This window comes from Candidatus Laterigemmans baculatus, from assembly GCF_010367455.1.
GTDB lineage: Bacteria > Planctomycetota > Planctomycetia > Pirellulales > Pirellulaceae > Laterigemmans > Laterigemmans baculatus.
This window is the reverse complement of sequence record NZ_WRPR01000112.1, coordinates 1-18,322: the sequence shown is the minus strand read 5'-3', so window position 1 is coordinate 18,322 and position 18,322 is coordinate 1. Positions and strand designations below refer to the sequence as shown.

The 18,322-nt window shown below is 62.7% G+C and carries 13 protein-coding genes; 9 read left to right on the top strand and 4 right to left on the bottom strand.

The window, feature by feature from the left end; genetic code table 11:
• Positions 1-148: 148 nt before the first annotated feature.
• Together GNK13_RS18170 and GNK13_RS18165 are read right to left on the bottom strand one after the other, a co-directional pair.
• The gene (locus GNK13_RS18170; RefSeq protein WP_164103977.1) at positions 149-520 is read right to left on the bottom strand and encodes a hypothetical protein; all 372 of its coding nucleotides are present in this window, start codon (positions 518-520) and stop codon (positions 149-151) included.
• A gap of 40 nt (positions 521-560) precedes the next feature.
• On the bottom strand, positions 561-1,130 hold the full coding sequence (locus tag GNK13_RS18165; protein WP_164103976.1) for a hypothetical protein: 570 nt from the start codon (positions 1,128-1,130) through the stop codon (positions 561-563).
• Positions 1,131-1,402: 272 nt separating this feature from the next.
• Between GNK13_RS18165 and GNK13_RS18160 the strand changes: the two genes are divergently transcribed.
• From GNK13_RS18160 to GNK13_RS18150, 3 genes are all read left to right on the top strand, one after another.
• Positions 1,403-3,400, top strand: coding sequence for a DNA topoisomerase VI subunit B (locus tag GNK13_RS18160; protein WP_164103975.1), 1,998 nt, complete (start codon positions 1,403-1,405; stop codon positions 3,398-3,400).
• A 346-nt stretch (positions 3,401-3,746) separates the two neighbouring features.
• On the top strand, positions 3,747-4,904 hold the full coding sequence (locus GNK13_RS18155) for a DNA topoisomerase IV subunit A (RefSeq protein ID WP_164103974.1): 1,158 nt from the start codon (positions 3,747-3,749) through the stop codon (positions 4,902-4,904).
• A gap of 182 nt (positions 4,905-5,086) precedes the next feature.
• On the top strand, positions 5,087-6,007 hold the full coding sequence (locus GNK13_RS18150) for a sugar phosphate isomerase/epimerase family protein (protein ID WP_164103973.1): 921 nt from the start codon (positions 5,087-5,089) through the stop codon (positions 6,005-6,007).
• Between the two features lie 6 nt (positions 6,008-6,013).
• On the opposite strand, the gene GNK13_RS18145 is transcribed toward GNK13_RS18150, so the two are convergent.
• Positions 6,014-7,330, bottom strand: coding sequence for a 3-keto-disaccharide hydrolase (locus tag GNK13_RS18145; RefSeq protein ID WP_390622529.1), 1,317 nt, complete (start codon positions 7,328-7,330; stop codon positions 6,014-6,016).
• Between the two features lie 366 nt (positions 7,331-7,696).
• Here GNK13_RS18145 and rplU point away from each other — a divergent pair, with 366 nt between their 5' ends.
• From rplU to GNK13_RS18130, 3 genes are all read left to right on the top strand, one after another.
• On the top strand, positions 7,697-8,011 hold the full coding sequence (gene rplU, locus GNK13_RS18140) for a 50S ribosomal protein L21 (protein ID WP_164103971.1): 315 nt from the start codon (positions 7,697-7,699) through the stop codon (positions 8,009-8,011).
• 569 nt (positions 8,012-8,580) lie between these two features.
• On the top strand, positions 8,581-10,470 hold the full coding sequence (locus GNK13_RS18135) for a cation:proton antiporter (RefSeq protein WP_164104102.1): 1,890 nt from the start codon (positions 8,581-8,583) through the stop codon (positions 10,468-10,470).
• A complete protein-coding gene (locus tag GNK13_RS18130; RefSeq protein ID WP_164103970.1) occupies positions 10,470-11,135 on the top strand; it encodes a hypothetical protein in 666 nt (221 codons plus the stop codon). Before GNK13_RS18135 ends, GNK13_RS18130 begins: the two co-directional genes overlap by 1 nt.
• A gap of 4 nt (positions 11,136-11,139) precedes the next feature.
• On the opposite strand, the gene GNK13_RS18125 is transcribed toward GNK13_RS18130, so the two are convergent.
• Positions 11,140-11,775 (bottom strand): YiiX/YebB-like N1pC/P60 family cysteine hydrolase, encoded by a 636-nt coding sequence (locus GNK13_RS18125; protein ID WP_164103969.1) that lies wholly within the window; start codon positions 11,773-11,775, stop codon positions 11,140-11,142.
• Between the two features lie 571 nt (positions 11,776-12,346).
• Between GNK13_RS18125 and GNK13_RS18120 the strand changes: the two genes are divergently transcribed.
• From GNK13_RS18120 to GNK13_RS18110, 3 genes are all read left to right on the top strand, one after another.
• Positions 12,347-13,633 carry an amidohydrolase gene (locus GNK13_RS18120; protein WP_164103968.1) on the top strand — a complete coding sequence of 429 codons (1,287 nt, stop codon included), beginning with the start codon at positions 12,347-12,349 and terminating at the stop codon, positions 13,631-13,633.
• Positions 13,634-13,996: 363 nt separating this feature from the next.
• Positions 13,997-15,118 (top strand): carboxylate-amine ligase, encoded by a 1,122-nt coding sequence (locus GNK13_RS18115; protein ID WP_164103967.1) that lies wholly within the window; start codon positions 13,997-13,999, stop codon positions 15,116-15,118.
• A gap of 373 nt (positions 15,119-15,491) precedes the next feature.
• Complete coding sequence (locus GNK13_RS18110) at positions 15,492-17,459, top strand: RecQ family ATP-dependent DNA helicase (protein ID WP_164103966.1); 1,968 nt, start codon at positions 15,492-15,494, stop codon at positions 17,457-17,459.
• Positions 17,460-18,322 lie beyond the last annotated feature (863 nt).

Here is an 18,322-nt window from a genome sequence, read left to right as displayed (position 1 = left end):
CTCGTACTCAGCCGCTTGCGGCGGTACTCGTACTCGTACTCGTACTCGTACTCGTACTCGTACTCAGCACTCAGTACCGCGTTCGAGTACGAGTACCGCTTCGCTGAGTACGAGTACCGCTTCGCTGAGTACGAGTTGGAGAGGGCTCTTACCAGGGGCCGCGGACGTAGTACACGCCGAACTGGTCGGTGTGGCTCGGCCAGTAAGGGGTGGGCAGGAAGCCGGCGGTCGAGCCCGGATAGGTGGCGGGCCGCTCGAACTGGTGGTGGATCGGGTACATCAGGTTCTGGCTGACGCCCCAGGCGTAGGCTTGTCGCATGTGCGAGGTCGGCGGAACGACCAGCGCGACCGGCGCACCGTACTGTTGGTGGTAGTACGCCCCGTGCCAGGGATAAGTCGCCGCGGCTTGGGCGGCCCAGGCATCGGTGAAGGCGTAGGGATCGCCTGCCTCGGCGCGGTGGGCACCGCACGCGGTGAGCGCCGCAGCGGCGACGGCGACCAGCAAGGTCTGCTTGAACATGGGAATCGACTCCAGGATGCGGGGGATTGGGAGGTCTCGTTTAGCGAGGAATCCGCAACCAGTTCCAGTACACGTTCTGCGCAGCGGTTCGCGCCGGCGGCGAGTAATAGACCGCCCGGGTGCGGTTCAGGCCGCGACCGCCGTCGTAGTGGTTGTGGTAACGGTCCTTGTGCCAGTAGAGGTAATGCTCAGGCAGCAGCGGCTGGTACGTGTAGAACGTGTGCCCGACGTACGGCGGCACCGGGAGAGGCGAGACGTACATCTGAGCATTGACAGCATTGCTGTAGCCCTGGGTGTAGTAATTATAGAATAGGTCAGGGCTACCGTACGTCCGGCCGGGCAGATAATACCCCGCGTCGCCGGCGACCACCGCCCCACCGGCCACCGCATCGCCAGCCGCCGCACCGCTGACCACCGCGTCCGTGGCGACCTCGTCGGAGATGACTTGGCTGTTGACGATGAATTCCTGAGCCGAAGCGGAGTCGGCCGTGCCGCCGAGCGCCGCAACGGCTGCCGCGACGACGATGCTGCGAAGCGAAAGACGCATGACGCTCGTCCCCTTTTGGTCGAGTTTGGAGCCGATCCCGCCCGGGGCCGTAATTTTTGCCATTGCCAAGGCGGAAACGTTTGGTTTTTGATGGAAAAGTCCCCGGGGCTTGTTTCGTCCAACGCTAGTTCGCCGGGCCAGCCTTTCCTAGCGCCTTCCCCCAATCACACCAAAATTACCCCGCTTTCCCGGCTTGACGGCTGGGGTTCGCAGGGCAAAACCGATACAATCCGCAGCGACGGAGCCGACAGGAACATTTGTGCACCTGCATTCCGGGTCCCCAAATTCCCCGGCTTCCCAAAGCCCCAGATCCTCTGAGTTGCCCGAAGGAGAAGATGGCGACTGCAACCCCTGCAACAAAAACCGATCGTCCCGCGCGCCGCTCGACCGCCGAAGCGATGGCCAAAAGCCAGCGCGATATCTCGGTCAGCGAATTCTTTGCCAAAAACAAGCACTTGCTCGGGTTCGACAACCCCCGCAAGGCGCTGCTGACCACGGTCAAGGAAGCGGTCGACAACTCGCTCGATGCCTGCGAAGAAGCGGGCATTTTGCCGATGATTTGGGTGCAGATCGACAGCACGGTCAACGGCCGGTTCCGCGTGAGCGTCCAGGACAACGGGCCGGGGATCGTCAAAAAGCAGATTCCCCTGATCTTCGGCAAACTCCTCTACGGCTCGAAATTCCACCGCTTGCGGATGAGCCGCGGCCAGCAAGGAATCGGGATCAGCGCGGCCGGCATGAACGGGATGCTGACCAGCGGCCAACCGATCCGGATCGTCAGCAAGACCTCGATCCGCAAACCGGTGCACTATTTCGAGCTGCAGATCGACACCAAAAAGAACGCTCCGGAGATCGTCAACGGCCGCGGCGAAGGAATCGATATTCCGCCAGGCGAGAAGGGGCTCAAGCAGATCGCCGAGCAGAACATCGCTTGGGAGTTCGAGATCCCGCACGAGGATGGGACGAGCGAGCCGCTCCAGCACGGGACCCGTGTGGCGATCGAATTGGCGGCAGTCTATAAGCGAGGCCGCGGAAGCGTCGACGAATACCTTTCGCAAACAGCGATCGCCAACCCGCACGTCACGATCCACTATCGCGATCCCGACGGCAACGAGACGACCTACTGGCGGAGCACGACCGAGCTGCCGGCCGAGGCCAAGGAGATCAAGCCGCACCCCTACGGGATCGAACTCGGGCGGCTGATCACGCTGCTGGCCGAAGACCGCTCGCACCCGATCGGCCAGTTCCTCAAGCAGACCTTCTCCTGCGTCACTCCGGCAGTGGCTCGCCGGATCTGTGAAACCGCGGAGATCGGACCGCGGGTGACGACCGGCAAGATCGGCCGCGCCCAGGCCGACAAGCTGTACCAGGCGATGCAGGAAACCAAGATCCGCCCGCCGTCGACCGACTGCGTAGTCCCGATCGGCCACGACCTGCTGCTCAAGGGATTGCAGTCGGTCGTCCCCGGCGAATTCCACGACACGCTGACCCGCCCTCCGGCCGTCTATCGCGGCTGTCCGTTCCAGGTCGAAGTCGGTCTAGCCTACGGCGGCTCGCCGCAGACCCAGCGGGTCGCCCTGGATGAACTCGAAGAGCTGATCGGTCAGAGCGACGCGCGGACCCTGCGGCGATTTTTGATCGACACCTTCAGCGGTCTCGGCAGCGACTCGGCCGACAAGATCATCAAAGCCGCCGGACTGCCGACTCGCAAAGGGCCGAGCAATCTCAAAAAGTCCGACCTGCAGAAGCTGCACGAGGCGATGCACGCGGTCAACACCAGCGAAGGCCAATCGTGCCAGGTGCTGCGGTTCGCCAACCGCGTGCCCCTGCAGTTCCAGGGAGGCGCATGCGCGATCACCCAGGCCGTGATCAACACCAACTGGCGGGCCTATGGATTGACCCAGTCCCGCGGCAATCTGCCCAACGGACCGGTCACGATCATCGCCCACATCGCCAGCGTCTGGGTTCCCTTCACGAGCGAATCGAAGGAAGCGGTCGCCAGCTACCCGGAGATCGAGAAAGAACTGCGGATGGCGATCCAGGGCGTCGGTCGCTCGCTCGCCGCGTTCATGCGAAAACGCAAATCGATTCGCCAGCAAGCCGAACGCCGCAGCGTCTTCCTCCGCTACCTGGGCGAAGTCGCCACGGCGGTCAGCGATCTCAACGGCACCGACAAAGAACGGCTCTACAACCAACTCCTGCAAGTCGCCGAGTCGAAAACCTCCGACGCCGACGTCAAGCTCGACGAATTCGGCAAGGTGATCGAAGTCTCCGAAAACGAAAGCCAAGAGATCGACGAATCGGTGGCCGAGAAATACGGAGAAGCGGGATAGAAGGTTTCAGGTTTCAGGAATTTGAATTCCCTTCGCACTCGTACTCGTACTCGTACTCGTACTCGTACTCGTACTCAGCGAAGCGGTACTCGTACTCAGCGGAGCGGTACTCGAATCGGGCACGAAGCACGAAGCACGAAGCACGAAGAAATCTGCAATCTCAAATCTCAAACCTGAAATCTGTTGCGCTCGATTCGAGTACGAGTACGAGTACGAGTACGAAAAAACTTGAAACCTGAAACCTGAAACCTGAAACCTGAAACCTGAAACCTGAAACCTGAAACCTGAAACCTGAAACCTGAAACCTGAAACCTGTTCCCTGCCCCCTGGAACCTAATTCCCTTCGATGGCTAAGAAGCGCACTCGACGAACGACGGCGGACGTGGCTCCACCGAAGCCGGTCAAGCTGGTCGGCAAGGATCTCGACACGGTCGAGCGGCTCAAAGGGCTCGCGGACGTGGTGGTCAAAGCGGCTGAGAATCAGCGCGACCCGCACCTCGACATCCCTTCGCGGACGCTCTCGAACGTGACTTACAACCGCCGCAAACGCTTTCTCGAGATGGGCAAGCGGACCAACCGCCGCGAGTTGTTCAATCTGAACCAAGCCCGCTCGTACATGCAGACGCTGCTGGCTGGAAGCGGCTGCGCGGACCTGATCCATCGCGGCAAGACGCTCAGCATTCGAGGACTCTACTACAAGCTCAAACACACGATTCCCGGCACTAAGGAAGCGACCTTCGACGACCAGAGCGAATCGGACGCGGTGCTCGAGGATTTGGAAGTGCTGGCCGGGAGCCTGCGCGAAGAATTGCACCTGTTCGCCGACAAACGGGGCGACATGGTCGGCCCGATCGTGATCACCGACGATGGCAACGACATCAACTGCGCCCGCATGGGGCGCGGCGGCTATGGGATCCCGAGCATCTGCGAGCCCGACGTGGTGCAGTTCAAAAAGTGCACCGCCGACTTCATCCTGCATGTGGAAAAAAACACGGTCTGGCAGCGGTTCAATGAGGACCGGTTCTGGGAAACCCACAACTGCATCTTGACGCACGGCAATGGTCAGCCGCCTCGCGGCGTCCGCCGTTTGCTGCACCGATTGCACGTCGAACTCGGTCTGCCCGTCTACTGCCTGCTCGATAACGATCCCTGGGGATATTACATCTACAGCGTGATCAAACAGGGAAGTATCAATCTCGCATTCGAGTCGAGCCGGATGGCGATTCCCGACGCGAAATTCCTCGGCATCCGCAGCATCGATCTGGAACGCTGCGACCTCGACCCGAACGTCACGATCAACCTCAGTGACAACGACCGCAAGCGGGCCAAGCAGATCGCCAAGTACCCATGGTTCGAGAACAAAAAGCCGTGGCAGAAGGAGATCGAAAAGATGCTCGACAATGGCTTCAAATTGGAAGTCGAAGCCCTGATCTCCAAAGACATCAGTTATGTTACCGAGGTCTACGTGCCCGAGCGTCTGGAAAACGAGGACTGGTTGGATTGAGGATCTAGGCGGCTTCGGTTCGCCTCCAGTCGTTTAACGGCGAGCCGAAGGCGTCGGTTTTTACATTCGATTTGACCGCTGAAACACCCCATCAGCCGCCACGCGCTAGCGTCCGGTTTCCGCCACCGCAACGGAACCGGACGCTAGCGCCTGGCGGCTGATTGAACTAGGAGTCACCCCCAATGCAACTCGGTTTTCTCACGGCAATTCTTCCCGAGCTGTCGCTCGACGAAGTCCTTCGCATCGCCACCAAGTTTGGCTACGAATGTCTGGAAGTGTGCTGCTGGCCTCCCTCGCGGGCCGAGCGGCGTTACTCGGGGATCACCCATATCGACATCGACAGCATCGCCGGGGATGACGCCGCAACCGGAGAAGTGCGGCGGAAGTTCGACGACCACGGGATCGCGATCAGCGGCCTGGCTTATTATCCGAATGTGCTCACGCCCGACGAAGCCGAAGCCTCGGCCGCGGTGGCTCACCTGCGGCGGGTGATTGAGACGGCGCCGGAACTGGGCGTACGGCAAGTCAACACGTTTATCGGTCGGGACTGGAATCTTTCGGTCGAAGACAACTGGCCCCGGTTCCTCGACACCTGGACGCCGCTGATCGAGCTCGCCGCGAAGCATGACGTGAACGTGGGGATCGAGAACTGCCCGATGATTTTTACGGCCGACGAGTGGCCGGGGGGCAAGAATCTCGCGTCGAATCCTGCCTTTTGGCAGCGGATGTTCGAAGCGATCCCTGACCCGCACTTTGGGCTCAACTACGATCCGTCGCACATGATTTGGCAGGCGATGGATTACCTGCAGCCGATGCGGGAATTCGCCGACCGCATCTCCCACGTGCATGCCAAGGACGTGCGGGTCGACCAACAGCGGCGCGACCGCGTGGGAGTGCTCGGCCACCCCAACGATTACCACTCGCCCAAGCTACCGGGACTCGGCGATGTGGATTGGGGGAAATTCTTCAGCATCCTGACCGACGCCGGATACAACGGCCCGGTCTGCGTGGAAGTCGAAGACCGAGCCTATGAAGCGACGCTCGAAGATCGCCTTCGAGCTCTCGAGCAATCGTACCGCTATCTGTCGCAGTACGTAGTGTAGCCACTACTAGTCGAGCTTCTTGATCTCCAGGGCCCGGAACTGGACCGGGTCGCTGTGACCGGCGAAACCAAAGTGGCCTTCGGTGCGGGTGCGTCCGGGCGGAGGCGTCTTCTGCATGAACTCCTCGATCTTCGAGAGATCGGTATCGAGGATCACCGTCCCGTTGAGCTCGACGACGATCGTCGATCCGCGGACCGTGACTTCCTGGAAGTTCCACTCGCCGATCGGACGCAGGTAACCGCGTTTGGCGGCGGCCATGCCGTAGGCCGAGCCGTGGTACTGGCGGGGATCGAGTTCGGCGTACTTTTCCGCCGTGTTGTCGATCACCTGCAGCTCGGTCATCCCGTCGACCGAAGGGCCGCCTTTACCCGGGTAGCGAATCGCCAAGCCGTTGTTGCCCCCGGGAGGGAGTTTGAATTCGAGCCGAGCGACGAAATCGCCATAAACTTCCTCGGTGAAGAGATTGCCCCCGCGGCCCGGACGGCACACGATCGCTCCGTCCTGAACCTGGTAATCGTCGACCGCACCGGCCCAGCCTGCGAGCGACTCGCCGTCGAAGATCGACTTGAAACCCTTGTCGCCGTGCGAGCTGAGGATCTCGTTGGCTTCTTCGGCCGACAGCTCCCGCAAGCCGATGTTCCGCCAGCGGATTTCGCCGCCGTGCGTCTGCAACTGGATCGGCCCCTTTGCCGGAAGCGGCGCGTCACGATCCCAGTAGTTGTCCATCCGGGCGTGGTCGACGACCAGCTTGTCGTTCAGCCACACCGAAACCCGCTCGCCGACGTGGACGATGCGGACACTGTTCCATTCGCCGAACGGGCGGTCGGCTTTGACCAACGGGTCTTTGCCGGGAGCGCCGGGAGGATTGTTCCACAGCGCCCCGGAGCCGAGGTTCGCACCGAGCTTGAACTTCGACTCGTCGGTCGTGTCCCAGATCTGCACCTGGGGAACGCCGCGGAGGTAGATCCCGCTGTCGGCACCGGCGACCGTGCGGTACTCGAGCCGCAGCTCGTAGTCGCCATATTCCTTATTGGTCGTCAGATACGGCCCCTTGCCGTCGTTGACCAACTCGCCATTCTCGACCGTCCAGTGCTCGGCGGTCTCCTTTTCCCACTGGGCCCGCTGCTCTTCGGTCGTTTCAGCGTACTTCGCCGGATCCATGTGAGGCCGGCCGTGCCACCCCTGAAGCGACTTGCCGTCGAACAACTGCGGAAGCTCTTGGCTCTGGTCCGCTGCCTCCGCGGCGACGGCCGAGTCAGCCGCGAAGCCGCCGAGGACTCCGCTGGCAGTCAGGGAAAGGAGAAAGAAAGGAAGCGTTCGCATCATCAGTAACAGCTCTCGTAAGGCAAGCGGGAAGAAGCAAATAAGGTGCGATCCCCAGCCGGCAGGCCCGGCTCGGGGGAAGGACGCCCACGGAGGCCAGCTCGGGGTTGGCCCACGGCCGGTTTTGGCCCCTGGACCGCGGGGGGCCGTCGCCCATTATGAACAAACTGGGCCGTCGTGGGATGGCGGGACTTGGGGAACCTGGGAAAAAAGTTGCCTCACCGGTTCGCCGCAAAATGGGTTGCGTGGAAGCTCGCCCGGTCGCTATATTTCGCGATTCGTTGAAGCAGCTTATTGCCCCCAGCGGCGGATGGCCCCCTCGAGCGGCCGTTCACCGCACGAGAATGATACACGAGTTTTCCTGCGATGTACGCGATTATTGTGGACGGCGGACGCCAGTACCGAGTCGAACCGGGCATGGAATTGGTCGTCGATTACCGGGACGTGGCCCAAGGGGAAAACGTCGAGTTCGGCAAGGTGTTGGCCGTGGGCGGCGATGACGGGCTGAAGCTCGGTTCGCCGACCCTCGAAGGGGCTGCCGTCACCGCCTCGGTGCTTGGACCGAAGCAGGGCGAGAAGATCTACGTGCAGAAATTCCGCCGCCGCAAAACCTACCGCAAGCGGACCGGCCACCGCCAGCTGCACACCCGCGTCCGGATCGAGTCGATCTCGGGCGTCTGAGTCGCCCGGACGAATTGCGGACCTCCGGAGCCGCGGACGCTGGTCTCTCTCAGTCCCCCCGATCAAAACCCTCCCCCCGGGAGGGTCGCGAGGAACGAGCGGGGAGGGTGATCCCAAACGCAACGCCTCTACGCGGCTGAATCCTGCAGGCCCTCCCCGGGCCTGAGAGCCCGACCCTCCCGGGGGGAGGGTGAGAGAGGCGCAGCGACCTGCGGAACTTACGGCCGCGGTAGCCCTCTTGCGGCGGACCGCTTCGACGCTGCCAGCGAGACCGGCGCCCGATTCGCTGTTGGCACTCGCTGCATCGCTTGCCTTCGCTCGGCCACCGGCGTTGTTCGCAACCGGCTTCGGGACTCGCGGACGTTGCCGGCTCGTCCCGCTAGCGCCGAGTCGCATGGCCTGTATTATGCTTGCTGCGAAGCAACCGCCCGGGGATCTTCGCCGATCCGGAACGCGTGTTCCCCCCGGATCCTCCGAGATTCCGCACGAGCCTCTTCGAGCGAGCCTGTATGAGCCCGTTTTTTGAACTACCGGCCCTCTGGGCTGCGGAAACAGCGCATAGCCATTCCATGCTGCTGTACTACGTGGCCTTGGTTCCGGCGCTCGGGGTCGCGGCCCAGTGGATCGCCTGGCGGCTGCACCTTCCGGGGATTTTGATGCTGCTGATTTTCGGCATCATCCTCGGTCAATTCCTCAGCCCGGACGAAGTGATCGCGGGGGTCACCGGCGGCGATGCGTCGTCGGGAACGCGGGTGCTGTTTCCTCTGGTCTCCCTGTCGGTGGCGGTGATCCTGTTTGAGGGGAGCCTGACCCTGCGGCTCGGGGAGCTTCGCGAGGCTGGCTCGGCGGTCCTGCGGCTGGTCACGATCGGAGCAGTCGTGACGTGCCTGATGACGACGCTGGCCGCCCATTGGTTTCTCGATTTCAGCTGGCGGGTGTCGCTCCTGATCGGTTCGATTTTGACCGTCACTGGACCGACCGTCATCACGCCGCTGCTGCACCACATCCGCCCGACCCGCCGCATCTCCTCGACCCTCAAGTGGGAAGGGATCGTGATCGACCCAATCGGAGCGGTCCTGGCGGTCCTGGTATTCGAGGAGCTGTTGCTCCCGCCGAGCGTCAACCCGTGGAGCGCCGCCCTCTCGCTCGGCAAGACAGTGCTGGTCGGACTGGTGCTCGGAGCCGCCGGTGCCGGCTTCTTGGTGCAGTGCATCCGCCGCTTCTGGGTTCCCGATTATCTGCAGGGGATCTTGGCTCTGGCGGTCGCCCTGGTCAGCTTCTGCATCAGCAACTATCTGGCCGAGGAGTCGGGGCTGATCACCGTCACGCTGCTGGGAATCATCCTCGCCAATCAGAAGCAGGCGGTGATCGAGCACTTGATCGAGTTCAAGGAGCATCTCCGCACGCTGCTGATCGGCTGCCTGTTCATCCTGCTCGGCTCGCGGATCGATCCGCAGGCCCTGCTCGATTTGGGCTGGCCAGGCGTCGGGCTGGTCCTGTTTCTGATCGCGGTGATCCGCCCCGCCTCGGCGTTCATTTCGCTTGCCGGCACGCAGCTCGATTGGCGGGAAAAGGTGTTTGTGGGCTTCCTCGCTCCCCGCGGGATCGTCGCCGCTGCGGTGGCCAGCGTGTTTGCACTGAAGCTCGAGCAGTTGGCGGACGAATCGGGGATGGTGGACAGCGCGACGCCGCTCGTTTCGGCCACGTTTTTGGTGATTCTTTCTACGGTCACCTTCTACGGCCTCGTCTCCGGACCGCTGGCCCGCGTCCTCGGGTTGGCGATCGCGAACCCGCAAGGGCTGCTGTTTGCTGGGGCGGACCACTGGGTTCGCGAGCTGGCCAAAGTGCTCCACGAGAACGGCGTCCGGGTGATGCTGGTCGACACCAACTACAACAAGATCAGCGCCGCCCGGATGGCGGGGCTGCCGGCCGAGTGCATCAATGTGCTCAGCGATCAAGCGCGGAACGAGGTCAATCTCGGCGGGATCGGTCGGATGCTGGCGGTCACGCCGAACGACGAGGTCAATTCGCTGGCCGTGCAGGAGTTCCGCCAGCTGTTTGAAAGCTCCGGCGTCTTTCAGCTGCCGTTCAAATCGCACGCCGCGGCCGACAGCCGTTCGCCAGCCAGCCACCTGCAGGCCCGCGTGCTGTTCGGCTCCGACTGGACCTTCACCCGGATTCGTGAAACCGTCGCCGCCGGAGCGGTGTTCAAAGCGACGAAGCTGAGCGACAACTTTTCCTACAGCGATTTTCTCGTACGCTACGGGGACCAGGCGGTGCTGATGTTCGTCATCCAGGGCGAGACGCTGCAGGTCAACACGGTCGACCAGAAACTCAATCCCGAACCGGGGAGCACTGTCGTGGCCTTGGTTCCCGCCTTGCCCATTCCGCCCGGGCACGCCGCTTCGAGCGAACCGAAGGCGGTCTCCAGTTCCGATTCCGTCCCCACCTCTTCCTGATGTTTTTCTTCGACCCCTTCGCGACGGTCATCGCCCTGCTGCCACTGGCCACCTACCTGTTGCTGCTCGGCGGGATCCGCTTCCGCCGCCGTCCGCTGGCCACGACCGGCGTTCGCGATGGAGCCGCCGTGGCGCTGGCGATCAGTGGGCTGATGGTCGTCGGACCGCTCCATCTGTTCTTTCCGTCGACCGCCGCCATCCAGCTCGGCTGGTGGACCTGGGTCCTGCTGGTCGTCCTATACCTGCTCTGCGTGAGCCTCCTGCTGTTCTCGTTCCCCCAGCGAATCGTGATCTACGGCGTGCGGGCTCGAGACATTCTGGAGCCGCTCGAAGCGGCCGCCCGGACGGTCGACCCGGCCGCGGTCAGCACGGTCGAACGGATGCAGGTCTCGCTCCCCGAACGCCGCGTCCACCTCCGCGTCGAACCGCTCGGCTGGACCCACGCCGTGGCGATCGAAGCGTTCGAAAAACATCTCCATCCCGAGTTTTGGAACCACCTGCTGCGGGAACTCCGAGAACGGACCCACGCCATGCAGCCCCCGTCGCATCGCAGCGCGAGCGGGATGGTTGCCGCCGGAAGCATCCTGATGGCGATCGCCGTCTATCAGATTGTCGGCCAGCCCACCGAAACCTTGGCCGGGTTTCGCGAATGGCTCGGCCTGTAACTCGCTACAACTCGGTCGGCGGCAAACACTCGACAAACCAGCGGGAGCCGTACAGTCCACTCGTCTCATTGCCAATTGAATAGACGGCATCGCTCAGCGCGAGCCCGGTCGTCCACTGGACCAGCTCCAGCATCGCAGGACTCACCTCGCCAATCCCCGGCAACTCCCCAGCCGGAACCGGTTCCGCAACCGTGACGCCGCCAGCCGCGAAAGCCTCGACGATCAACTCACTGCAGTAGAGCGCGTCGTTGCCGAGCCCGAACCGGCGATCAAACGCGACTCCCTCGGCCTGCTTCTCGCGGACGAAGCGGATCACCTCGGGAAGCGCGGCGTACAGCTCCGGGACCGGGCGGCGGACCGCGAGCTGCTCAAAATTGCTCTGCGTCACATAGTGGGCAAAGGGAGCGCTGCGGAGTCCTGCATCGGAAATGTCGTACACCATCGCCTGCCCGTCCTCGATCGCCACGATCCCCACGTGCGAGAAGGGACTGGCCGAAACGGTGCTCAGGAAATCGGAGAAGTTGATCGCCCCGAGCAGCACGTAGTAATTGCCGCGCGTGAAGACGAGGTCGCCGGTCTGCAGATTCGCTCCGCCCCACTGCTCCCAGGCAACCCGTTTGGGAAACAGCCACCGCTCCATCCACTCCGCCGCGCGACTCGCCGCCGGTACCGGCTCCGCGGGTGACTCGAAGGAGGCCTGCCTCTCTGGCGGATCGGTCGATCGAACGAGAGGTGCTGCGCAGCCGCCCGTGAACGATAACCCTGCGCAGCCGCCTACGATCCAGAGCAGTGCGGCAAGCCAGGGAAGGGGAGGGCGCATGAAATCAGGGACCGCGGAAGCGGGTGGGGAGCCGCTGGCGGAAATAGGCTAATTGCCGCCCGCTGAGCAAGACGAACTGAAAATTTAGCTTCCGGCCCGCGAGTTGCTTTCCGGTGGCCCCTGAGCCGAAGGCGCTATGCTTTGTCAGAAACCCCTGAGCCGACGGCGCTAGCCGCGGGTGCTGCAGCGGAAATCCCGGGGCTGCGAGGCCCGAGGCTAGCGCCTACGGCTCAAAAGCCTAAAACCCTGGGTTTTCTGACAGAGTCTAGCCGTGCACTGTTCGATGACCATCCCGGGGGAAAGTAATGCTGAAACGGAGTTTTTTGACAGTGCCTGACGGCTGATAGAATGTTTCGTCCGTTCCCCTTAGCTGCTAGCACCTGGATCGACATTGTCTGAACTGCCCCTGCGAACGCTCGACCTGGCCGCCGCTGGCGGAGACCCGCCGGCGGCTGCTCCCCTTTCGGAAGACCTCGTTACCGAGATCAATGCGCGGGCCGAAGCGATGCTGCCCGATGTGATCTCGGTTCGGCGGCACCTGCACCGCAACCCGGAATTGTCCGAGCAGGAGTTCCGCACGACCGAGTTTCTGGCTCGCTTAGTGGAATCGCTCGGTCTGGTTCCAACGGTGACCGAAGCTCGCACCGGTTTGACGTGCGACCTGCTGAGTGGGACTGCGGCGACCGAGTTGCCACCTCGGCTCGTGCTCCGCGGCGACATCGACGCCCTGCCACTGCAGGACGGCAAGGCGGTCGAGTACCGCAGCAGTTGCGAAGGGCGGATGCATGCCTGCGGCCACGACGCGCATCCGACGATCGTTTACGGAGCTCTGCGGCTGCTGGTCTCGCTCGACCGCGATGGGCTGTTGCCGTGGCCGATCGCCATCCGCGGGCTGTTCCAACCGGCCGAGGAGACCGCGACCGGTGCCAAAGCGATGATCCATGCCCACGCCCTCCGCGACGTGGCCGCGGCGATCGCGCTGCATGTCGATCCCTCTCGAGCGGTGGGCCGCATTGGATTGCGTGTCGGTGCCTTGACCGCTTCGTGCGATACGTTTCGCGTCGATTTCGTCGGCCAGGGGGGGCACGGAGCGCGGCCCCACCTGACTCGCGACCCGATCGAAGCGGCAGCGGCCTGGATTCTGGCTACCTACCGACGGATTCCTCGGATCGTCGATGCCCACAAGACGGTGGTGATCTCGATCGGGCATATCACTGGCGGCCACTCGCCGAACGTGATCCCCGGCACGGCGACGCTCTACGGAACGCTCCGGACCCTCTCCCGCGAAGCCCGCGCGGCAGCGCTGGATGCGCTCGAAGACATCAACGAATCGATCCATCGCGAAGCGGGAGTCGAGATCAACATCCAACGCACCCAGTCCTCCCCGACGGTCGAGAACGATCGCCAGATCACCGAGATGCTCGCCACCGCCGCGACTCGCACCCTCGGCGCCGGAGCGATCGACTGGATCGATTACCCCAGCATGGGCAGCGAGGATTTTTCCTACTACTTAGATCATGTTCCCGGCGCCATGTTCCGGCTCGGCGTGGCCGGCGATCAAGTCGGCTGTGCGCCGCTCCACACGCCGCAGTTCGATATCGACGAACGCGCTCTGGCCGTCGGCATCCGCATGATGGCCGCCGCGGCCATCTCCTACTTCGCACCTCGCGAGGAATGAGAGTCATGGACCTCCCACCGCGTCAGCTACGAAGAATTGCTCAACGTATTTTGGCATAACATCGACCCGTTTAACCCCCTACTACCGCTACACCTGCGGTCGCGATCAACGGCTGAGAGAAATCTGGGGCGCCGCGGCCGGGCACTAACCGTACGTCAGGCTTTCCAGCCTAACCCTAACTGGACAGCGACACTTTGGATTGGTTCGGAGCAGGACGGCTCGCGAAAAAATCGTTTAACGGCAAGCCGAAGGCGACTGCTTTTTAAAACAAAGTCGCCTTCGGCTTGCCGTTAAACGACTTCGATTGTCAGCCTGAAAAAGCTGGCGCACGTGGTGGAAAGGCTTTGGTACGGATCGGCAACAATGACGAAACTTGAATTTACTGCCAATGCTCGGCCGACCGTGGGGATCGAGATCGAATTGGGTTTGCTCGATAATCAAACCTTTGCTTTAGCGAGCGAGTGCGATTCACTGATCGCGCATCTCGAGACCGAGCCGCTCGGCTGCGTCAAACCCGAACTAATGCAGAGCTGCGTCGAGCTCAACAGCGACGTCAGTCAGACCATCGCTGACGCCCGCGGCGATCTGGAAGCCAAGCTGCGTGTCGTGCAGCACGCGGCCGACCAACTCGGGCTGCGGCTCTGGTGGGGAGCCACCCATCCGTTCAGCCACTGGAAGGACCAGGTCGTGACCGCCACGCCTCGCTACCAAGGGCTGGTCGACCTGCTGCAGGAAATGGCGCGGCGGCTGATCACCTTCGGCTTGCACGTGCATGTCGGTGTCGACTCGGGAGACAAGGCCGTGATGATCTGCGACCGGATCATGCAGCACCTCCCGACGCTCTTGGCGCTGACCTGCAGCAGCCCTTTTTGGGAGAGCCGCGATACGGGATTGCAATCGCAGCGATCGAAGATCATGGAGGGGTTGCCCACAGCCGGGCTGCCCCCGTTGATGCGGAACTGGAGCGAGTACACCTGGCTGGTCAACCACATGGTCGATACGGGGTTCATCCACACGATCCGCGAAATCTGGTGGGATGTCCGCCCGCACCACAAGTTTGGAACGGTCGAAGTTCGGATGTGCGACATGCCGGGCAATCTGGACGACGTCTGCGCCATGGCCGCCCTCATCCAGTGCCTAGTCCAGCAGCTCAGCAATGAAATCGACGAGGGAACCTACCAGTTCGACTGCCACCCGATGATGGTCCGCCAGAACAAGTGGCGAGCCAGTCGCTACGGGACGAATGCCGCGCTGGTCAACGGCTACAACTACGAAGTGCAGCCGGTTCGCCAGATCGCCTCGCGGCTGGTCGAGCGGCTTGAGGAGATTGCCACCGAGCTGCGGTGCACGTCCGAATTGCGGCACGTGCTGGAAATCGCTGCGGCGCCGACCTGGGCCGAGCGGCAGCGGGAACTGGCCAGCACCCTCGGCAGCTCGGCCGCCATGGTCGATCGGCTGAGCAGCGAATCGGCCGTCGAGGGTTAAAGGCGCCGAGTGATCAGAAGACGGGGGAACCACGAAGGACACGAAGAGCACGAAGGAAAGGCGGGGAGTTGCCCCGCGGATAGCGCGGATTGTTGGCTTTCTGATTCCCCTTTTATCCGCGTTCTCCGCGCTATCTGCGGTCCCTCTCCTTTCCGTGTCCTTCCGTGGCCACCGTTCGTGTTATTCGTGGTCGCGCCCCGCCCCCCGAAACACCGTCGCCTTTGGCTTGCCGTTAAACGAAAGGCGGTCCGGCGGCTGGAAAGTCGTGGGCCTCTTTTGGGGGATTCTACACTTGCCTTCCGCGTGAATGCCCGTACACTGCCGGAGTGCCTGTGAGGTTTTTCCCTTCTGCCTCCACCCGAAGGCGATTCCGATGAAAACTGCTGCGGCTTCACCAGCTTCCCCATCAGCGCCGGCCTCTGAGGCGGTGCCGGCGGTCGATCCCCACGCGCTGCTACGGGAGCGGTTTGGGCTGGAATCGTTTCGCCCCGGGCAGCGGGCGGTGATCGACAGCTTGCTCGCCGGGCGGAGCGCCGTGGCGGTGTTTCCGACCGGCGGCGGCAAATCGCTCTGCTACCAGCTCCCCGCGCTCACGTTCTCGGGGGTGACGATCGTCATTTCGCCGCTGATCGCCTTGATGAAGGACCAGTGCGATGCGCTGGCGGCGCGGGGGATCTCGGCGGCGCGGCTCGATTCGTCGTTGGGGCCGGAAGAGTTTCGCGAGGCGATGCGAGGGGTCCGGCGGGGCGAGACGAAGCTGCTGTACGTCGCGCCGGAGCGATTTTTCAACGAGCGGTTCCGAGCGGCAGTGGGCGATTTGCACGTGTCCATGTTCGCCGTGGATGAAGCCCACTGCATCAGCCAGTGGGGACACAACTTCCGTCCCGACTATTTAAAGCTGGCCGAATTGGCGAAGGACCTCCAGGCCGAACGGGTTCTGGCCCTGACGGCAACAGCCACACCGCAGGTGCTCGAGGATATTCGCAGAGCCTTCGCGATCGACGCCGACGACGCCGTGCGGACGCCGTTTTTCCGCCCCAATTTGCAGCTTCGCAGCAGCGTGCTCAGTGACGCTCAGCGCGACGCCGAACTGCTCGCACGTTTGAAAGAGCGACCCCGGGGCTGCACGCTGGTCTACGTCACGCTGCAGAAAACAGCCGAACAAGTGGCCGGGCAACTCGCCGAACTCGGCTATCCGGCCCGAGCCTACCACGCCGGACTCGAACCGGCCGAGCGAGCCGAGATCCAACAGTGGTTTCTCGATTCGAACGACGGGATCGTGGTGGCGACGATCGCGTTCGGGATGGGGATCGACAAGAGCGACATTCGCTACGTGTACCACTACAACCCGCCCAAGTCGCTCGAAGCGTACGCCCAAGAAATCGGCCGCGCCGGGCGAGACGGGCTCGACTCGACCTGCGAAACGCTGCTCGTCCCCGGCGACCGGATCGTGCTGGAGAACTTCGCCTACGGTGATACCCCCGATGCTTCGTCGGTGGTGCGGTTCATCGAGCTGATCGCGGGACAAGCGGAGACGTTTCACATCAGCCACTACCGGCTCTCCAGCGAGACCGATATTCGCGTCCTCGTCGCTCGCACGCTGCTGACGTACCTGGAGCTCGACGGCTACCTCCGCGGCACGTCCCCCCGCTACGACACTTATCAATTCCGCCCGCTGACCAGTTCCCAATCGATCCTCGCCCACTTCAGCGGCGAGCGTCGGCAGTTCATCGCCGGACTGCTGGCCTCGGCCGTCAAAGGACGGACCTGGTTCTCGATCCCGCTCCCGGTCGCCGCGAGACGTCTGGGTGCCGATCGCGAGCGCCTGGTCAAGGCGATCGATTACCTAGCCGAGCAGGGTTGGATCGATGTCCGCGTCAGCGATCTCGTCCACGGCTACCACAAACTCAAGCCGATCACGCAGCCAACGGCACTCGCCGAGGAACTGCACGCCCGGTTGACTGACCGCGAACAGGGCGAGGTCCAACGGCTGGACGAGGTGTTTGAATTGATCGCTGCAAATGAGTGCCAAGCGGCGACGCTTTCGGAGCATTTTGGGGAAACGATGGAGCAGCCCTGCGGCCGCTGCACAGCCTGCACCGGCGATGGACCGCTCCGCATCCCAGAGTCGCACGAGGGCCGCATCGGACGCTCCGCCGCAACCGCCGTGCGAGACTTGGCCGGCCGCCATCCCGAGGTGCTCGCCACGCCCCGCCAACAAGCCCGCTTTCTCTGCGGCTTCACCTCACCAGCGATGACGCGAAGCAAACTCTCCCGCGATCCGCACTTCGGCGTCTGCAACGGAATCCCCTTCGGCCGAGTCATGCAAGAGCTGAGCTGAGTGGGAGGCGGGATCCGGGGAGACAACCACGAATCTCACGAATCACACGAATGGTGGCCACGGAAGGACACGGAAAATCACGGAAAGGAGAGGGACCGCCGATAGCGCGGGGAACGCCGATGAAAGGGGAAGAGCGAGAACCAAGAATCCGCGCTATCGGTGTTATCTGCGGTTCAACTCCCCACCTTTCCTTCGTGGTTCCCCCGTCTTTCGGCAGTCCCGGGAGGCTCACGCTTGCGCACATAATCTACGCGAGGACTTAGCCGGGAAAACGACCACGAATCTCACGAATGTTGGCCACGGAAGGACACGAAAAAGCACGGAAAGGAGAGGGACCGCAGATAGCGCGGAGAACGCCGATGAAAGGGGAAGAGCGAGAACCAAGAATCCGCGCTATCGGCGTTATCCGCGGTTCAACTCCCCCACCTTTCCTTCGTGGTTCCCCCGTCTTTCGGCAGTCTCGCGAGGCTCACGCTCGCGCACATAATCTACGCGAGGACTTAGCCGGGGAGACCACCACGAATGGTACGAATCTCACGAATGGTGGCCACGGAAGGGCACGAAAAAGAGAACCGCGGATAGCGCGGAGAACGCCGATGAAAGAGGAACAGCGAGAACCAAGAATCTGCGCTATCGGTGTTATCTGCGGTTCAACTCCCCACCTTGCCTTCGTGCTCTTCGTATCCTTCCTGGTTCCCCCGTCTCCCGGTAGTCCTGGGGCTCACGCTCGCGCACCTAATCTACGCGAGGGCTTAGCCGGGAGAACGACCACGAATCTCACGAATGGTGGCCACGGAAGGACACGAAAAATCACGGAAAGGAGAGGGACCGCGGATAGCGCGGAGAACGCAGATAAAAGGGGA

What these genes read in the sequence shown, in the direction of transcription:
- GNK13_RS18170 (WP_164103977.1), bottom strand. Translation starts at nt 520, where the DNA reads ATGTTCAAGCAGACCTTGCTGGTCGCCGTCGCCGCTGCGGCGCTCACC.
- GNK13_RS18165 (WP_164103976.1), bottom strand. Translation starts at nt 1,130, where the DNA reads ATGGCAAAAATTACGGCCCCGGGCGGGATCGGCTCCAAACTCGACCAA.
- GNK13_RS18160 (WP_164103975.1), top strand. Translation starts at nt 1,403, where the DNA reads ATGGCGACTGCAACCCCTGCAACAAAAACCGATCGTCCCGCGCGCCGC.
- GNK13_RS18155 (WP_164103974.1), top strand. Translation starts at nt 3,747, where the DNA reads ATGGCTAAGAAGCGCACTCGACGAACGACGGCGGACGTGGCTCCACCG.
- GNK13_RS18150 (WP_164103973.1), top strand. Translation starts at nt 5,087, where the DNA reads ATGCAACTCGGTTTTCTCACGGCAATTCTTCCCGAGCTGTCGCTCGAC.
- GNK13_RS18145 (WP_390622529.1), bottom strand. Translation starts at nt 7,330, where the DNA reads ATGCGAACGCTTCCTTTCTTTCTCCTTTCCCTGACTGCCAGCGGAGTC.
- rplU (WP_164103971.1), top strand. Translation starts at nt 7,697, where the DNA reads ATGTACGCGATTATTGTGGACGGCGGACGCCAGTACCGAGTCGAACCG.
- GNK13_RS18135 (WP_164104102.1), top strand. Translation starts at nt 8,581, where the DNA reads ATGCTGCTGTACTACGTGGCCTTGGTTCCGGCGCTCGGGGTCGCGGCC.
- GNK13_RS18130 (WP_164103970.1), top strand. Translation starts at nt 10,470, where the DNA reads ATGTTTTTCTTCGACCCCTTCGCGACGGTCATCGCCCTGCTGCCACTG.
- GNK13_RS18125 (WP_164103969.1), bottom strand. Translation starts at nt 11,775, where the DNA reads ATGGAGCGGTGGCTGTTTCCCAAACGGGTTGCCTGGGAGCAGTGGGGC.
- GNK13_RS18115 (WP_164103967.1), top strand. Translation starts at nt 13,997, where the DNA reads ATGACGAAACTTGAATTTACTGCCAATGCTCGGCCGACCGTGGGGATC.
- GNK13_RS18110 (WP_164103966.1), top strand. Translation starts at nt 15,492, where the DNA reads ATGAAAACTGCTGCGGCTTCACCAGCTTCCCCATCAGCGCCGGCCTCT.